The 16,729-nt window shown below is 63.6% G+C and carries 13 protein-coding genes; 3 read left to right on the forward strand and 10 right to left on the reverse strand.

The genetic code is table 11. The annotated features are described in order from the left end of the window. Positions 1–47: 47 nt before the first annotated feature. From ASD56_RS07465 to ASD56_RS07485, 5 genes are all read right to left on the reverse strand, one after another. Positions 48–881: an alpha/beta fold hydrolase gene (locus ASD56_RS07465; RefSeq protein WP_055963161.1), complete on the reverse strand. Its 834-nt coding sequence runs from the start codon at positions 879–881 to the stop codon at positions 48–50. Between the two features lie 10 nt (positions 882–891). Next, the gene (locus ASD56_RS07470) at positions 892–1,842 is read right to left on the reverse strand and encodes an alpha/beta hydrolase (RefSeq protein ID WP_055963164.1); all 951 of its coding nucleotides are present in this window, start codon (positions 1,840–1,842) and stop codon (positions 892–894) included. Positions 1,843–1,997: 155 nt separating this feature from the next. Further along, positions 1,998–3,002, reverse strand: a complete 1,005-nt coding sequence (locus tag ASD56_RS07475; RefSeq protein WP_055963167.1) for an ABC transporter permease — start codon at positions 3,000–3,002, stop codon at positions 1,998–2,000. After that, positions 2,999–3,745: an ATP-binding cassette domain-containing protein gene (locus ASD56_RS07480; RefSeq protein WP_055963170.1), complete on the reverse strand. Its 747-nt coding sequence runs from the start codon at positions 3,743–3,745 to the stop codon at positions 2,999–3,001. The genes ASD56_RS07475 and ASD56_RS07480 overlap by 4 nt, the downstream gene beginning before the upstream one ends. Positions 3,746–3,754: 9 nt before the next feature. Beyond that, the gene (locus ASD56_RS07485) at positions 3,755–4,585 is read right to left on the reverse strand and encodes a sugar ABC transporter substrate-binding protein (protein WP_162249509.1); all 831 of its coding nucleotides are present in this window, start codon (positions 4,583–4,585) and stop codon (positions 3,755–3,757) included. Positions 4,586–4,950: 365 nt separating this feature from the next. Between ASD56_RS07485 and ASD56_RS07490 the strand changes: the two genes are divergently transcribed. Together ASD56_RS07490 and ASD56_RS07495 are read left to right on the forward strand one after the other, a co-directional pair. Beyond that, the gene (locus ASD56_RS07490; RefSeq protein WP_055963176.1) at positions 4,951–5,910 is read left to right on the forward strand and encodes a LacI family DNA-binding transcriptional regulator; all 960 of its coding nucleotides are present in this window, start codon (positions 4,951–4,953) and stop codon (positions 5,908–5,910) included. A gap of 76 nt (positions 5,911–5,986) precedes the next feature. Beyond that, on the forward strand, positions 5,987–6,985 hold the full coding sequence (locus ASD56_RS07495; protein WP_082541308.1) for an alpha/beta hydrolase: 999 nt from the start codon (positions 5,987–5,989) through the stop codon (positions 6,983–6,985). 237 nt (positions 6,986–7,222) lie between these two features. On the opposite strand, the gene ASD56_RS07500 is transcribed toward ASD56_RS07495, so the two are convergent. The 3 genes from ASD56_RS07500 to ASD56_RS07510 form a co-directional block, all read right to left on the reverse strand. Continuing rightward, positions 7,223–8,182: a hypothetical protein gene (locus ASD56_RS07500; RefSeq protein WP_055963182.1), complete on the reverse strand. Its 960-nt coding sequence runs from the start codon at positions 8,180–8,182 to the stop codon at positions 7,223–7,225. A 194-nt stretch (positions 8,183–8,376) separates the two neighbouring features. Further along, a complete protein-coding gene (locus ASD56_RS07505) occupies positions 8,377–8,907 on the reverse strand; it encodes a DUF4365 domain-containing protein (protein ID WP_082541309.1) in 531 nt (176 codons plus the stop codon). Between the two features lie 83 nt (positions 8,908–8,990). Further along, positions 8,991–9,698, reverse strand: coding sequence for an SOS response-associated peptidase (locus ASD56_RS07510; RefSeq protein ID WP_055963187.1), 708 nt, complete (start codon positions 9,696–9,698; stop codon positions 8,991–8,993). Positions 9,699–9,802: 104 nt separating this feature from the next. Here ASD56_RS07510 and ASD56_RS07515 point away from each other — a divergent pair, with 104 nt between their 5' ends. Next, positions 9,803–12,304 (forward strand): glycoside hydrolase family 2 protein, encoded by a 2,502-nt coding sequence (locus tag ASD56_RS07515; RefSeq protein ID WP_055963190.1) that lies wholly within the window; start codon positions 9,803–9,805, stop codon positions 12,302–12,304. Positions 12,305–12,368: 64 nt separating this feature from the next. Here ASD56_RS07515 and ASD56_RS16005 read toward each other — a convergent pair whose 3' ends face one another. Together ASD56_RS16005 and ASD56_RS07530 are read right to left on the reverse strand one after the other, a co-directional pair. Beyond that, positions 12,369–14,147 carry a family 43 glycosylhydrolase gene (locus ASD56_RS16005; RefSeq protein WP_082541310.1) on the reverse strand — a complete coding sequence of 593 codons (1,779 nt, stop codon included), beginning with the start codon at positions 14,145–14,147 and terminating at the stop codon, positions 12,369–12,371. Further along, complete coding sequence (locus tag ASD56_RS07530; RefSeq protein ID WP_055963199.1) at positions 14,144–16,621, reverse strand: glycoside hydrolase family 78 protein; 2,478 nt, start codon at positions 16,619–16,621, stop codon at positions 14,144–14,146. The genes ASD56_RS16005 and ASD56_RS07530 overlap by 4 nt, the downstream gene beginning before the upstream one ends. Between the last annotated feature and the right edge of the window lie 108 nt (positions 16,622–16,729).

Below are 16,729 nucleotides of genomic sequence, written 5' to 3' on the forward strand. Positions count from 1 at the left end.
GGCTCTACCCAGGGCCTGGCCTTGGACCACTCATGGCAGCTCTCGCTTCAGGCGCTGGGCGATGCACGTCGGGCCGTCTGTACAATCTCGTGGACGAAATCCGGCCACAGGGGTTCCGCTATTTCATGTCCCAGTCCCCGGAACTTTCGCAGCCGTGATCCTTTGATCTGCCGATGAAGTTCGTCGGAAGCGTGGTGGTCGATGAGAAGATCCGCCTCACCGGTGAGAATCGTCGTGGGGGCGGTGATCGATGCGACAGCCTCGAACCGATCGTCCGCGGTCATGACCGCTCGGGCCTGCCGGACGTTTCCCCCCTTTACCGGATCGCGGTCAAATGACATCTCAGCCAGTCGCTGCAGCCAGTTCGTGTCCTGCGGGTAGGCCGCCGAGCGACATGCCTCCTCTCCAGCCAAGAATTCCACAACCGCCTGCTCCCTCGACAGGGTCGCGTGGTCTTGCAGGATCTCGCGGTCGTAAGCCGGTGGGAGCAACCACTGCAGTGAGGCGCTCGTATAGAACAGGGTCAGCGAGGCGACCAGGTCACGGTGACGGATGGCGAGTTCCTGGGCGATCATCCCGCCCATTGACTGGCCGACCACATGAGCTGGGGCGACGTTGAGCGCTTGGATGAGGCCAGCGATATCTTCGGCCATGTCCGCGACCGTGTAGTTTCGATTGTCGAATTTCTGGGAAAGGCCGACGTCTCTGTTGTCCACCCGAATGACGAAAAACCCTTGGTCGACGAGGAGCTGACAAAACTCCGGCCGCCACTTGATCATCTGCGCGGTGAGACCCTCAATGAGAACGAGCGGCATCCCTGCGTCGGGTCCGAGAGTGTCGTAGAAGAGGGTGGTGCCGTTGGCGACGGTGATCGATGGCATGGCGTTTTCTTTACTTCGTCGTTGAGATAGTGGAGACGGAACGTAGCGCCGTGATGACGGTCTCGCGCCACACTCGAGCAGCGCCCACCACTTTCGTCATCATGGGGCTCGCGTGGATCTGACCGTCAGCCATCGTGTAAGTGACGGAGACCCCTGCCTCTTCCAGGCGACGCGCGTACAGCTCGCAGCTGCCGCGGGTGAGGTCGAACTCCGACGTGAGGATCACCGCCCGGGGAAGGTGCGACAGATCCTCAGCCAACGCGGGTGACACGTAGGGACTTTTCGCGTCGGCGGGGTCGGTGAATAGGTCGCGGGTGATCTGGTCGATCTCCGGGGCTTCGAGGATGTATCCGTAGTCGTACTCGTGGAGTTGTGTTTTCCAGGTGAGGTCCAGGGCAGCAACTTCGAGCAGCTGCAGTGCGATCCGGGGACCGGACTGATCCCGGGCCATGAGGCAGACACTGGCGGCGATGTTGCCGCCGGAGGATTGACCGCCGATGATCAGGCGTTCTGGGTCGACGCCGAGTTCGTCAGCATGCTCGGCAACCCACTGCACTGCCGTGTAGCCATCATTCAGGGCGGTGGGAAAAGGGAACTCTGGGGCGAGGCGATACCCGACCGCGACCACGACGGTGTCGGCCCCGACGCAGCGTTCGCGGCAAGTTCCGTCGTTGAGGTCGTAGTGGATGGACCCGCCGCGGAATCCGCCGCCGAAGAAGAACACGTACGCGGCGCGCGGACCAGGAGTGGGGGGGGTGTAGATGCGCAGTTCAATCGTGCCGTGCTCCACCGGGATCTCGACCAGCTTGCGGTTCGCCACCTCCGGATAGGGTTCGGCGAGCTGCGCCGCGATGCTGTTCAAAGTCGCCTTCTCGGTCTGCATCCGCACGACCGGATCATCGATGAGAGCGGGCGGCGGAAGTTGAGTGAGCAGGTTCGCGACGACGGGATCGATGGGCAAGAGAGGCTCCGTTGCGTCAGGTGATACTGGTCAATTGTCGGTCGGGGGATGATGTGGACGTGGCTGCGTGAGCGACACCCAGGAAGGGGTGGCATCACCCGGGTCGAACGTTTGGCGATGATCGACCCGGGTGAGCGGTGAGGGTCTCGGAGCGCCTAGCTGCGGCCGGCCTTGAATCGTCGAGCACGGCGGAACTGATCGACCGCCACTGCGACGGCCAGGATGATTCCGATGAAGATGTTCTGATATAGCGGGTTTACTCCGCTGGTCGCGAGACCATTGTTGATGACGCCGAACAGCAGTGCGCCGAGGGCGCTGCCAGTGATCGTGCCAATGCCCCCGAACAGGCTGGTGCCGCCGATGATGATGGCGGTGAGGACTTGGAAGGTGAGGGCGTTTCCGCCGGCGAGCGGTGACGCGGCGAAGATGCGTGAGGCGCCCAGAAGCCCGGCCAGGGCGGCAATGCCGCCGCTGGTGGCGAACAGGATGAGGTCCACGCGCTTCACCCGGATGCCGTTGGCCATCGCCGCGGCTCTGTTACCGCCGGTCGCTCGGACGTTATAGCCGAACGGGGTACGTTCAAGCAGCAGATGGAACACGATTCCGATGGCGACGGCGATGTAGATGAGATTGGGGACACCTAACAGGGAGCCACTTCCGATGGCGGTGAACGCCTCCGGGAACCCGAACACGTCTCGTCCGCTGGTGAGCACTACGGCTACCCCGCTGGCGACGAAGAAGGTGGCAAGGGAAGCGATCAGCGACGGGATCCCGAGGAACACCGACATCGCGCCGGTGACGAACCCAGTGCCTGCACCGACGAGGACCCCGGCAAGGAGCGCCAGCGGCCACGGCACTCCTGCGAGCATCAGCAGCCCGCCGCTCACGGCGCCGAGCGCGTAGACCGCTCCGACCGACAGGTCTAGCCCGCCCGCGACGATGATCAGCGTGACCGGGCACGCGACGATGAAATACAGTGTCGCCGACCTGAGGACCTCGAGGATGTTTCCTACGGTGAGGAAGGCCGGGTTGGCGAGTTGAAAAATGACCGACAGGAGGAGGATGACCGCGACCAGCCCGAGGAGTTGGGTGTAACGGCCCCAGTCGATGCTTCGTTCCCTTCTGTCAACGGTGTGCGGGGGTTTTACGGTGGAGGTCATTGGGTAGCTCCTGTGATGAGTGCGATGATTTCTTCCCGCGTCGTCTCCGAGCGCTTCCGCACTCCCGCGACACGTCCGAGTCGCATCACCTGGATGCGGTCGGCGAGTTCCAGGACGAGGCTCATGTCGTGGCTGACGATGATGACCGCGTTTCCGCGATCGCGAAGAGTGCTGATCATCTCGGCCGCTTGAGCAGTTTCGCGGACACCGAGCGCGGCGGTCGGCTCGTCAAGCAGGGCGATGTGGCCACCGGTGCGCATGGCTCGGGCGATTGCGATGATCTGTCGTTGACCGCCCGAGAGCATCCCGATTTGAGTACGCACGGATGAGACAGTCACTTTGAGTTCGTTAAGGAACTCGCGCGACTCCCGCTCCATCCGGGCGCGGTCAGCGAAAAAGCCTCGGCGAGGGATCTGCCCCAGAAACATGTTCGTCGCCACGTCCAGGACCTCCACGAGGGCGAGATCCTGGTACACAGTCGCGATTCCGGCTTCGCGGGCGTCGGCGGCGGTGTGGAAATGGCGTACCTCTCCGTCGACCGTCAGGTGTCCGGCGTCGGGTCGGTAGATTCCGCTGATCGTGCGGATCAGGCTCGACTTGCCGGCGCCGTTGTCACCGACGACGGCGAGGATCTCCCCCGGGTAGGCATCCAGTGCCACGTCCTGCAAGGCGGTGACGTGACCGAACGACTTGGTGATGCTTCGGAGCTGTAGCGCGGGGGTGGCCGTTGTTGTGTTCTCCATGGCGAGGAACTACTTGTCGTCGAGTTCGGCGTCGAGGTTCTCCTCGGTGACGAACGTGGTGCCGGTGTCGGTGAGCGCGGGAACGTCCTCGCCCTTACTGACGGCTACGGCGTAGTCGATGGCCTGGGTCGCCATGCCGCAGAAGTTCTGCTTGCTGGCACCGTAGAGGGTGCCTTCACGGATGCCGGCGATGCTCTGATCCGTCAGGTCGTTGACCACGCCGAAAACCTTGCCCACGGCGTCTTTCTCTTTGATCGCCGTGGTGATACCCGCAACCGCGGTCCCTTCCCACGAATACACGATGGTGGTCTCGGGATGGGCGGTGAGCCCGCGCGAGACGACGTCGGCGGACTGCGAGGCGTCTCCGCCGTCGAACACGGTATCCACAATGGTGACGTTCTCCGGGGCGTTGGCCTTCAACGAGTCGAGGATCACGTCTCCGACACCGCCCGGGCCGTTGGTCAGCAGCAAGACGTTCTGCTCGCCGTCCAGCTTCCCGATCTCTTCGGCGACCTGCTTGCCGTACGCCGGGTAGTCGGTTCCCACCGCGAAGTCTTGAAGCTCAGTGGCATCCCCTGTGTTCACCGTGCCGATGATGATGCCGGCGTCCTTCGCGCGCTGCATCAGCGGGTTGAACTGTGCCGGCTCGATGGGCACCATCACAATGGCGTCATAGCCCTGCGTGATGGCCTGAGAGATTCGGTCCACGGTGAACGCGTTGTCAGGGACCAATGTGGTGGGGCCGGAGGTGTCTCCCTTGATTCCGAGCTCTTTCGCGTGGGCCGTGAAGCACTCATCGAACTTCGCCCAGTCCGCATACGACGGCAGCGGGTTCGCCATGTAGATGCTCTGCAACCCCTCGGGTGACGAGGACTCATCTGCCTGGCCCGACGAGGTGGAGCATCCCGCTAGCGCGAGCACGGCGACGGCGCCGACGGCACCAACCAGAGTGGCCCTCCCCAGCCGAGGGCCGATGAGGCCCGATGCGGTGCGGGCGGGGGCAGTTTCCAAATATGACTTCATCGTCCTTCTCTTCCTTGAGGTGCGTGTGACATGCGGGTTTAAGAAGCAATGCTGCGTCCGGTGTTTGTACGTATAAACAGTTGCTTATTCGTATAAACAACGCTACTGTAGCGATAGTAGTTGCGAAGCGCAACTCCACACAGTCGGAAGGTGTTCGGATGGCAAGGGTGACTTCAAGAGACGTGGCAGAGGCCGCGGGTGTTTCCCAGGCGACGGTGAGCTTTGTCATGAACGGCCGGCATCTCAACCGCATCACCGACCACACTCGAGGTCTGGTTCTTCGCACTGCCAAGGAGTTGGGCTACGTGCCATCGGCGTCGGGCCGAACCCTGAAGTCTGGGCGCAGCAACGTCGTGACGTGCATCGTCCCCGACATGCGGCCCTCGGAAGCGGTTGAGGTCTTCAAGCGCGCGCTCAGCGGGGCTCTCGCAAATGCCGGCTACGCGTGCGTGTTCGTTCACCCCGCCGCCGGACTGGACGTTGCCGCTGACCTCTGGAAATACCTCGAGCCGTGCGCCGTCGTCGGGCTCGACAAACTAGGGACCGAAGACGCCAGAAGATTGCGGGACGCAGGAACCCCCGTCGTCGACGGACTGCTACTCCCGGGAGACGAACAGATTATCGATCAGCACGAGATCGGTGCTCTGCAGATGCGCCACCTGGCAGCGCTGGGTCATCGTCAGATCGCATATGCGGCCTCCGACGAGGCGAGCGAAGACCTAGTGACCGATCAGCGAATCGCTGGTGCTCGTGACGCGTGCGAAAAGCTCGGGCTGCCGGAGCCCCGGATTGTGAGACTCGGCTACACGCCCGAATCCGCGCGAGATGCCGTGATCCAACTCACAGACGGCGCAGCGCCTGCTTCGGCCGTTGCCGTGTTCGGCGATGTTCTCGCGCTCGCGCTGCTGGCAGCTGCGCGGGCGCGATCAGTTGCTGTGCCTGCGGACCTGGCGATCATTGGTGTTGACGACATTCCGCTGGCCGCGCTCTCCGTGCCGCCGCTCAGCACCATCGCGATGGATCTCTCCGGAGCGGCTCACGCCCTTGCTCACCACCTCACCCATCTCATCCAGACGCCCGAAGTAGCCCCACCGGCGTTCCACGCCGGCGCCCTCAGCGTCATCGACCGCCAGACCGCGTGACATCGCGAGATCCATCATTGGTTCCCGGCAGAGCCGCTGCGAACCACCCACATCACAAAGACGTTCAGGTGTACACATGAAGAATCCCGAGCCCCGTCCAACCCCCAAGAAGTCATTTGTCGCTGACGCAATCCTGTCGGCAATGCAGAAAAACTCCAGGTTCAGCAACTCCTACCGACCGGTCGCCGAACCGACAAGATCGGTCGCGGACGGCGGCACGCTACGAATCAGTGACATCCAATATGGCACCCGGTACCCGAACAGCTACCTAGACATCTACGTGCTCGGCAACGACTTGATCACCAAGCGCCCCACATTCATCTACGTACACGGCGGAGGGTTCGTCCTCGGCGACAAGATCAGCCCCGATCCCGCAGCGCAGGGAGACGGAGGGTTCGGAGTGGTCCGCGACCCGATCATCGACGCTGGCTATAATCTCGTCTCCATCGATTACGCACTCGCCCCGGAGTTCAAGTATCCCGTACCTGTCATCCAGCTCTCCCAGGCGATCGCGTTCCTGCAAGACCACGCGTCCGACTACGGATTGAACATGGACCAAGTTGTCATCGGCGGAGCGTCAGCAGGAGGACAGATCGTGGGGCAGTTCGCCCTGATCGAGTCCGACCCGATCTATTCTGAGCGCGTCGGTATCGAGCCGGTCATGAACGGCAACCTCAAAGCGGTTGTACTCGACAGTGCCGTTATCGACACCAGCCGCGCCGGCAAAACCCAGACGCGCAAGATGGTGACGAACCTCTTGTTCGGACTTGCCCGACGGGCCTACCTCGGACGCTCGGCCAGGTTCCTTAGAGAGGCTGACATCCTCGGCAACGTCACCAGCAACTACCCCCCAACGTTCATCTCAGACGGCAATACAGGCACGTTCCCGGACCAGGCAGGAGACTTGCACAATAAGCTCAACCAGCTCGGAGTGAGCAACATCCTGAACGTTTATCCGCGCACCGAAGTCGCCCTCGGCCACGCATTCATGGTGTCGCCGTCGAAATTCACCACAGACTACAACCGGCTGAAGGTCGATTTCCTCTCGCGGATTCTCGCTCCTGGGGAGCAGTGAATTGCCTCACCCTGAGCCTGCCACCTGGGATGTGAGCTCAGCCGACTCGATTTGAGGCGTTCAGAACCGGCGACGAAGCCCGAGCCGGTGTGTGCCCGATCAGCGACCAGCTTCAACGAGCTTCGGCGTACCTGCTGCTCGTCCGGGCGCGCACGGAGCTGAACACATCACGAACCTACGGCTGACGTTCCGCCGCCTCTCGACTGTAAACCTTCGTTTGCGTACAAACCACGCGGATTAGGTCTGGACGCCCTCCAGCGTGGCCGACAGCGGCTGCGGTTCAGCGATACCTTCCAGGAACGCGTACCGACCCGGGCGCGTCTGCACCTTGCCTTGAACTACAACCGTCGTACCACCATGCATCCACTCGTGGAGCACTCCTAGCTGGTCGGCGCGCACTCGCATCTCTACGCGGCTCTTGCGACCGCCGCTCGGCCCGGGGGCCTGAATGACGATCTCGCCGAACACTTCACCCTTGATGTACTCGATACGAATGATCGGACCGACCAGCACCCGGAGCGGATCTTGGTTCGACCTCCCCAGGACCCGCGCTGCGTCAGTGAGGAGCTCTCGCGCCTCGGCCGGTATCGCCACGGAACGAGGCAGAGTTTTGCTAGCGGGTTCGGCGCCGGCCCAGATGAAGCTCGTCTCGAAGAAGGAGATGTCCGGTTCCGCTAGAGCGGTGGCGACCTTGCTGAGCAGTTCCTTCGTGCCACCTGCGTAGACAACGGGGAGGAGGGAGCGGGGCGTCGGCGCAGTTCCGGGGTCGACTACTTGACGTTCGAACGCGTCCAGCGCCTGCGCAAGCGTCCGAGTAACGCGACGCTCGTCCGACTCCGGGATGATCTGGTCGACGCCTTCGAGTGTGGCCTCTTCGGGCGGTTCCGGCTCGTTGATGTGCAGCAGGACGGGGAACACGAAACTTCCCACTTCAGTGTGGCCAAGTCGCGCTTGCGCCGCGATCTCGTCGCCGGCCTTCACGTAGTTCTTGATGGTCTGGGTTGGGCGTCGTGCGGCGGTGGCAGCGGCGCGGATCATCCCGAATGCGCTGTTGATAACGGTGGCCGCGGACTCGAGCGGGATGGAATCGCCGGAGGCATTCACGCGGAACCGCATGAAGTCATAGTTCTTGTGCTCGATCGCCCGCTCGATATCGCGGGGGTTTTCCTTCGCGGGAGCGGCGATGCGTTCCAGCACTCCATCCCACTCCAGAGTGTCTCGGCGAAGACTGTGCGGCACGTATAGCTCGCTCGAAGTACCGGGGAGCGTCCATAGAGCTGCGCGATCGCTCGTCCGTGCTTGGATCCATTCCCGCCGTAAGAGCTCAGCGGTGATGTCCGCGACAGCGTGAGAAGGTGCGTTGCCGAAGTGCGGGCGGTGGCTACGGGGGCTCACGTCACTACCCCGTCCGCGATGTCGTAGGCCAGATCGCGCCACTCGTAAATGGATTCCCCGGTCAGGCGATCCGAGCTCGTGAACATCATGGATGTGGTGTCCGTCGTGACATCGAAGCGTCTCCCGAAGGCGACGGCGTTGTGGCGAGTGAATGCAACGTCATAGTCCAGCCACCCCGGAATGTCGCTGGGCACCTTGACTACGACGACGAAGACTGGCGTGTCGCTGGCCGTCCACTTCTTCGTCCATCCCGGCTCCAGCGGCAACGTGAACTTGCTTCCACGGACGCTGAATTTTGATGTGCACTTGATCTGCACCCGTACAGGCATCCGCGCGAAGTCGACAGTGCCGTCGATGGCCATGATGTCTTCGTCAACGTTCGTTTCGGTGAACGAGGCGCCAGCGTGAGCGCACAATGCACGAAGGTATGCAGCACCGTAACGTGCTCGGCGACCGTTGTCGGTGAAGTCCACGTGTGCGGATTGCAACAGACGGCTGGGCGTCGCACCGGTTGCCGCCGTGGTCATGCGCTCACTCTAGGGCCCGCGGTGCCAGCCTCGTCGTCACCACTGTTGGACTATCGCGGTCCCGTTCCGGCGGGCGCGCGAATTCACCCCAGTGGTTCGATGAGAGTCGGGTCCGTGGGGTCGGCGGTTCGGGTGTTGTTGACTTTGCGGTCGACGTCGTAGCTGGTGATCATCGCGGCCACCCGGTCGGATTCGACGGTGAGAAGCTGCACCATGTCTTGTTTGCCGGCGTCGTCCAGCTTGTCCGGCGATAGGTATTCGTCCCATACGTCCGCCTCGAGGAACACCGGCATCCGGTCGTGGATCTCCCCCGAGGCATCCCGCGCCGGTCGAGTGATGATCGACGCGGACACTTCCCAGTCGTCCTCGACCTTCCGGGCGGTGTAGATCCCCGCGGCCGCGAGCAGCCCGCCGTCCTTCGAGTGCAAGAAGTGCGGCTGCTTGTTGCCGGCGGTTCCGGTCCACTCGAAGTACCCGCGCATCGGGAACAACGCCCGCGAGGACGCGAACGCGCCTTTCCAGAGCCCGCTGGTCGCGGCGGTCTCGATGCGGGTGTTGAAGTTCGGCCGCTTGGAGTCCTTCATGAACGACGGATGGAAGTTCCACACCGCCGCGTCGAGCTGCCGGCGAAACTCTCCCGTGTCCGGGTGGGCGCGTTCCCGCACGATCGGGACGATCTGGGTCGGCGCGATGGAGTACCTGGGGGTCCATTCGCGAAAGTCGCCGCCGTCTGCGACGAAGTCGCGGATGATCTCATCGGTCTTGGCGTTCAGGGCAGCAGGCGTAATCACGCGAGCAGCGCCTTCCGTGAAACTAGAACGGTTGCTACATTTTTCCTTACCCGCTGACTCTCGCCGAAGAGACGTCAGACATGGAGACTCGAATCGGAGAAGATATGACGAGCACCACCCACGCCTCATCGGCGGCGGCGACATCGCCTACCTCCCAGGCGTACGTCACATCATTTGACTCCGGCTGGGAACTCCGGCCCAAGGTCAGCCTCTTCGCCCAGATCGCCGGACGTCCCGATGGCCAGCAAGTGCGGCTGCCCCACGACGCGGTCATTTCGCTTCCGCGCTCTCCCGAAAACGCAGCGGAGCAGGCATACTTCCCCGGCGGCGTGTTCGAGTACTCCAAGACCTTCTTCGTTCCCGAACACTGGGAGGGCAAGCGAGTCGGCATCGAGTTCGACGGTGTCTACCGAGACGCGGTCGTGTTCATCAACGATGCGGCCGTGGCGCAGCGACCGTACGGCTACTCCGCATTCACAGTGGAGTTCGCGCCGTACCTGCACTTCGGGAGGGAGAACACCGTACGCGTGGAGGCCCGCTCGTGCCAGGACTCCCGCTGGTACACCGGTGCAGGCATCTACCGTCACACTCGGCTGTTCGTCACAGACCCTGTGCACATCGCTCCCAATGGCGTGCGCATCACCACTCCGGACATCGACGACGAGCGGGCCGTTACCGAGGTCGCGGTAGACGTGCGCAATCTGAGCGCGTACGTCTCCACAACAGATCTCGAAGTCGCACTTCTAGACCCCAGTGGCCGTGTCGTCGCGCAGGGGCTCGTCCCGGTGACAACAGTGCCACAGGAGACCGAGACGGCCCGACTTCGTCTCTACGTGCGAGACCCGCTGCTATGGCGGACCTATACGCCGTACCTCTATACGGCGCGGGTCAGCCTCCGCGGTTCATCGACCCATGAGGAGCAGGCCATTCCGTTCGGCATACGGTCGCTGAGGCTCGATCCGCGCCACGGCCTTCGCATCAACGGCGAGGTCGTCAAGCTGCGGGGGGCCTGCATCCACTCCGACAACGGCATCCTCGGGGCAGCCGCATTCGCTCGCGCGGACGAACGGCGGATCGAACAACTCAAGGAAGCCGGATTCAACGCGATCCGCTCCGCGCATAACCCACTTAGCTCTACCGTCCTCGCGGCGTGCGACAGGCTGGGCATGCTCGTGATGGACGAAGCGTTTGACGTGTGGACCGAGCTGAAGTCGCCCCAGGATTACACGCTTCGGTTCACTGAATGGTGGGAGCGGGACATCACGGCGATGGTGGCGCGTGACTTCAACCACCCCTCGGTAATCTTCTACTCCGTCGGCAATGAGATCTTCGAGACAGGCGACCCCCTTGGCTCCCGCCTGGGTCGCCGGATCGCAGAGAAGCTGCGCGAACTGGATCCCACGCGGTTCATCACTGGGGGCGGCAACGGCCTGGTCTCCACGCTGAGAGACCTAGCGGCCGCTCTCCGAGAAATCGATGAAGCCGTGCAGGACCGGCCAGAAGACATCAACGCGCTGATGGCCGAGGCCGGGGAGCTGCAGGAGAACTGGTACTCAACCGACCTCGTCACTGCGCGCACGGCCGAATCGTTCGGCGTGCTGGACGTCGCGGGGATGAACTACAGCGAGTCGCGATACGAGCTGGACAAGACGCGCTTCCCCAACCGAATCATCGTCAGTACTGAGACCTTCCCCACGAAGATCGCCGCCAACTGGAAGAGGATCGAAAAGAGCCCTCGACTTCTCGGTGACTTCACGTGGACCGGATACGACTATCTCGGCGAGGTGGGAATAGGTCGAGTCATCTATCCCGATGAATACGCCGGTTTCGAAGGACCCTACCCCTGGATCTCGGCCTGGTGCGGCGATCTGGACCTCATCGGCTTCCGTCGCCCCCAGTCCTACTATCGCGAACTCGCTTACGGGCGGCGGTCAGAGCCGTACATCGCCGTGGAGCGACCGGAACTCTATGGCAGGGAATCCAAGCGCGGACCGTGGAGTTGGACGGAGGCCATCAGCAGCTGGTCATGGGACGTTATGGAGGAGACACCGATTCGCGTCGAGGTATACGCCGACGCCGACGAGGTGGAGCTGCTGCTCGAAGGGGAGCCGCTGGGTCGCGTCAGCGTCGGAGAGCGGATGGCGCTTGTCGCGGACTTTGACACGAAGTACAAGCGAGGCATCCTCACGGCCATTGCCTATCGCGGTGGCAAGGAGTCTGGGCGGACCACGCTCGCTTCGACAAGCGGATCGACGGTGCTCGCGCTTACTCCGGATCGCCGGGAGATCCGTGATTCCGACGGCGACCTTGTCTTCCTCACCGTGGAACTCACTGATGAGAACGGGCTCGTCGAAACGAGCGCCGACCGTCCTGTAACGGTGGCGGTGCAGGGCGCAGGTGTGCTCCAAGCATTCGGCAGTGCGCGTCCTCGGACCGAGGAACGTTACGACGCCGACGTCCACACGACGTATGACGGCCGCGCGCTACTCGTCGTTCGCCCGACCGGTGAGGGAAAGATCGTGGTGACTGCCACCGCGGAAGGACTTGAACCAGCGCACGCGTGGGTCAACGTCATCGCCGCGTCGCGTGATCAGTCCCCGAACTAGGCGACCTCGTGTGCGGCCAAGCGCGACGTCGGCCGCACACTGAGGAAGCTCCTGGTCGCCGCGCTCACTGAGCGTCCACGAGCACAGGTTCACCGGTGGTCACACCGCCGGGACCGAAGCTGTCGACCGCGATCCAGTAGGCGTGCCCCGCGTTCAGCGCCGTCAGGCTGAGATTCGTAGCGCCGAGCACCTGCCAGCAGTGATACAGCCGGTCCTCGGAGCGGCCGTAGCGCACGTTGTAGCCGTCAGCGCCGACGCTCGCAGACCAGGACACTGCCGCGTCGAGCGGGCTTGTGCGCACGGCCTGCGCGGTGACTGGCTCCGGCGCCGGCACATCGTGGTAGCCGAACACTCGCACGCCGCTCAGGGCGAACGGTGCGCCCCACGGGACGGACACGCCAGTGACGCGAATGAATCGCAGCATCGCACCTTCTGGCAGCTGTACAAGCCGGTGCGGGCGGTCAGACATGTCTGTCCGGCCGTCGTGGAGGACTTGCCACTGGGACCCGTCGCGCGAACCCTCCAGCAGGTACCGGACTGGGTGGTCTTGCGGGTGTACCGCTCTGAGCGCCACCGGCTGTTCGTCGGGGTCACGGCGGGGACGCCGGGGCTTGTGCCGCGCGAGCTGGTGGTCTGCAACGTTGACCTGGACCGCGTAAACGTCCCTGGCATCGCGGAGGTCGAGTGTAAGGCTCTCGCCCGGGTCGGCACTGTTCGCGACCCAGCAGGTTCGGACGTCCTCATCTGCTGCAAGTTCTGGCGCGTGACCAGGAGCCGCTGAGGTTGCCGAGGCGCGTGCACGGTAGGACTGCAGCATCCACCCTGTGCTGGTCCCCGTCCATGGATCCACAGGACCTTCGGGCACGAGTGTGGGGTAGTCGCCGAAGGTCTGATTGCAGAAGAGAACCCCTTCGTCGTCGAAGCCGGCGGGGAAGATGCCGAGGCGACGCTCGAAACGGTGGTTGACGGAGATGCGCATGGTGGCTGCGTGCCACCAGTTGCCGTAAGCGTCCTGGAAGGTGCTTCCGTGGCCCGCGCCAGTGATAAATCCGCCGGGCTTGGAGGAGAACGGGCTGTGAGGTGAAGCAGCGAACGGGCCGAGGGGCGATGGAGCGGTGTAATACCCGTCCGCGTAGACGTTGTATTCGGTACCCGGTCCGGCGTACTGCATGTAGTAGGTGTCACCCCACTTTGTCATCCACGCGCCCTCGAGGTACGGCGAGGTGCTGTGTGTGCCGAACACTCGAGCACTAAACCGCTCACGCAGTGTGCGAGGTGGGTCCATCTGATTGTCCTCGCCGTTGCGCTCCCAACCATGGTCTTCCGGCTGCCCCGACAGCACGTCGATTGCATCACCAACCGGATTCAGGGAGCTGCCCTCAACTTCGACTCCTCGAAGTGGCTCGACGTTGGAGCAACCCCAGTAGAGGTACTTTCGGCCGTCGCTGTCCTGAAAGAGGTTCGGATCCCACCATGCGAATGTGCTTTCTCCGACGCGCTGGAATCCTTCCGTGAGCGGGTCCCGTGAACGGAAGATGGGGCTGCCCGGCTTTCGGCGAGATGCGGTGACGACCAGTGCGCCGTCGACCTCCCGCACGTCGGGGGCGTAGTCGCCCGCCGGGAGGTCTGGAGCCGCCTCGAACTCCCACTGCGTCAGGTCCGTGGAGTGCCAGTAGCCGCCACTCATCGATGCGAACATAAAAAAACGGTCGCCGAAGCGGACCACGGATGGGTCTGCTGCCTCCCGGAAGACGGCGCGCAACGGACCGCGCGCGAAGTCCTGGTAGCGGTACGCGATATCGAGCGGGTTGCAGAAGACTCTCCCGGCAGATGTGTTCGTCACAGGCTCGCCAGCGCGTCTTGGAGGTCGCGCTCCAGTTCGGGCGTGCTGTGAGGGATAGCAGGTAGCATCATGGCGAGTGTGACGTGTGCCGCCTCCGGGCCGGACGCATCGATGGGGAATGGCAGGTGCTTCTTGAAGACGCGCGTGAGTGAGCGCCACGCGGCGCGGTCCTCAGCGAGGGTGCCTAGCGGCGTGTCAAAGGTGTACGGAGCTCGCTCGCTGACGGCCACCTCGTACGCCCACGAATGAGTACCCGCTTCGACCTCCGGTCGCGCAGCATCCGGGTGGCCGGGAAGTACCACTTCGGCGGACGAGCCTGCGGGGACGGTCACGGTTACCGTGGCTTGGCCGCCTGTGACTTGCCAGGAGATCTCGATGCGGCCGAGTGTGGTGTCGTGCACGAGTTGAGCGGAGGTGAGGTCTGCTCCAGGCTGCGGTGCGATGCGGATCCGCCGGTAGCCGGGCTCGAGCGCTTCCAGTCCTCCGATGACGCGGTGCATCCATTCCGCGATGGAGCCGAGAGCGTAGTGATTCAGTGAGGTCATTCCAGTGGAGTTGAGGGAGCCATCGGGCCGGACGGCGTCCCACCGCTCCCAAATTGTCGTGGCGCCCTGCGTGACGGGGTACAGGAATGACGGGCACTCCTGCTCGGTGAGCAGGAGATATGCGGTGTCAACGTGTCCGGTCTGAGAAAGCGCATGCGCGACCAACGGGGTGCCGACAAAGCCGGTCGACACGGTGTACCCGCTCTTGGCTACGAGGTGAGCGAGGCGGGCGCCGGCGCGCTCGCGCTGGGCCGGGTCGAGGAGGTCGTAGCAGATTGCGAGCGAATATGCAGTGGCAGAGTCGCTGACGAGCCGGCCGGAGGGTGCGACGTACTCGTTCCGGAACGCGCTTGCCACTCGCTCGCCCAAGGCGGCATAGCGGGAAGCCTCATCCGAGAGACCGAGTGCGCGGGCGCTGTCCTCCATCTGCCGGGCGGTCCGGACAAGACAGGCTGTGGCAACCAGATGCCTGTCAGTCTTGCCGCCACTGGCGTCCTCGGCGGGAGCGTCGGGGTCGAGCCAGTCGCCGAACTGGAAGCCGGAGCCCCACAAGCCGGTCCCATCCAGCAGGCTTTCGACCTGGTCGAGGAAGGCGGTCATCGCAGGCCAGTTCTGGCGGAGGATGTCCACGTCGCCGTACTCCCAGTAGAGTGTCCACGGTAGGCCTACGATCACATCGCTCCACAAGGCAGTGGGAGCCGACGGGGTCCCGGAAACGTCGGGTACGTACCAGGGCACGTATCCCTTCTCTCGCTGTTCCGCGGCCACGTCCTTCAGCCATGAGCCGAGCATGGCGCGCACGTCGTAGAGGAACGCTGCCGTCGGTGCGAAGGCGTGCAGGTCGCCGGTCCAGCCAAGCCGCTCGTCGCGTTGGGGGCAGTCGGTGGGGACGCCGACGAAGTTGCCTCGCATGGACCAGACCACGTTTTCGTGCAGCCGGGAAAGGAGTGGGTCCGATGTCTCAAGCCACCCGGTGCGCTCCATGTCGCTATGAACGACGATGGCGGTGAGGTCTTCAGGGTCGAGATCGCCCGGCCATCCCTCGACCTCGACGTAGCGGAAGCCGTGGAACGTGAACGCCGGCTCCCATGTCTCCGGCTGTCCGCCTCGGAGGGTGTAGACGTCGGTTGCCTTGGCCGTGCGCAGCGTCTCGTATTCCGGCTCGCCGTCCGATGTGAGCAGCTCAGCGTGCCGCAGCGTCACGGTTTGCCCGGCGGCGCCGGTGACCGTAATGCGGACCCATCCAGTGATGACCTGACCGAAGTCCACGACGGTTCGACCCGAGGGGGAGGTGGTCACGGCGGCGACAGGCAATTCCTGGGTACGGCGAATGGGGGGTGGTCCGTCGCCAGTGAGAACGGCGAGATCGACATCCTGGGGGGTGGCCGTTCGCCAGCCTGAGTCGTCGAAGTCGGGCGTGTGCCAGCCGACCGGCTCCTGACAGGCATCGTAGGTTTCGCCGTCGTAGATGCTTGCGGCGCGGACTGCGCCGTCGGCGACACGGAACGTCTCGTCGGTGGCGATGATCTCAGTGCGGTCGTCGTAGGTGAGAGTGAGTTCCAGATACAACGCGGGCCGGTCGGTGTAGTGATGGCGTTTGTGTTCGAAGCCGATTCGGCCCGCGGCCCACCCTTCGGCAACGACGGCGCCCAAGACGTTCGGGCCCTCGACGATTTCGTTGGTGACGTCGTGTTCGCTGACCCCGATGCGGTGGCGGTACGAGGTCCACCCCGGAGCGAGAACGTCGTCACCGACGCGATGACCGTTTACGAATGTTTCGACGATGCCGAGTGCGGTGGCTCGGAGCGTCGCGGAACGCAGGCCCGGCTCGACTGTGAATGTTCGGCGGAAGTAGGGAGCAGGGTCACCTTCGGAAGACGGGCGATCCGCCGCGATAAACCGCGCATGAGTGATTGGAGATGCGGTCATTAGTCGTGGCCCTTCCGTTGCGCCTCGAGAGGTGAATCGCCGCACTTCATCGTCCGTCGGCAATTCAAGGCAATCACAACAATTGACGCGCGTCAAACCCCGGAGGGT

It is taken from the genome of Microbacterium sp. Root166 (assembly GCF_001427145.1).
In the GTDB taxonomy this organism is placed as follows: Bacteria; Actinomycetota; Actinomycetes; order Actinomycetales; family Microbacteriaceae; genus Microbacterium.

What these genes read in the sequence shown, in the direction of transcription:
- ASD56_RS07530 (WP_055963199.1), bottom strand. Translation starts at nt 16,621, where the DNA reads ATGACCGCATCTCCAATCACTCATGCGCGGTTTATCGCGGCGGATCGC.
- ASD56_RS07505 (WP_082541309.1), bottom strand. Translation starts at nt 8,907, where the DNA reads ATGACCACGGCGGCAACCGGTGCGACGCCCAGCCGTCTGTTGCAATCC.
- ASD56_RS07515 (WP_055963190.1), top strand. Translation starts at nt 9,803, where the DNA reads ATGACGAGCACCACCCACGCCTCATCGGCGGCGGCGACATCGCCTACC.
- ASD56_RS07480 (WP_055963170.1), bottom strand. Translation starts at nt 3,745, where the DNA reads ATGGAGAACACAACAACGGCCACCCCCGCGCTACAGCTCCGAAGCATC.
- ASD56_RS07475 (WP_055963167.1), bottom strand. Translation starts at nt 3,002, where the DNA reads ATGACCTCCACCGTAAAACCCCCGCACACCGTTGACAGAAGGGAACGA.
- ASD56_RS07485 (WP_162249509.1), bottom strand. Translation starts at nt 4,585, where the DNA reads ATGGCGAACCCGCTGCCGTCGTATGCGGACTGGGCGAAGTTCGATGAG.
- ASD56_RS07465 (WP_055963161.1), bottom strand. Translation starts at nt 881, where the DNA reads ATGCCATCGATCACCGTCGCCAACGGCACCACCCTCTTCTACGACACT.
- ASD56_RS07495 (WP_082541308.1), top strand. Translation starts at nt 5,987, where the DNA reads ATGAAGAATCCCGAGCCCCGTCCAACCCCCAAGAAGTCATTTGTCGCT.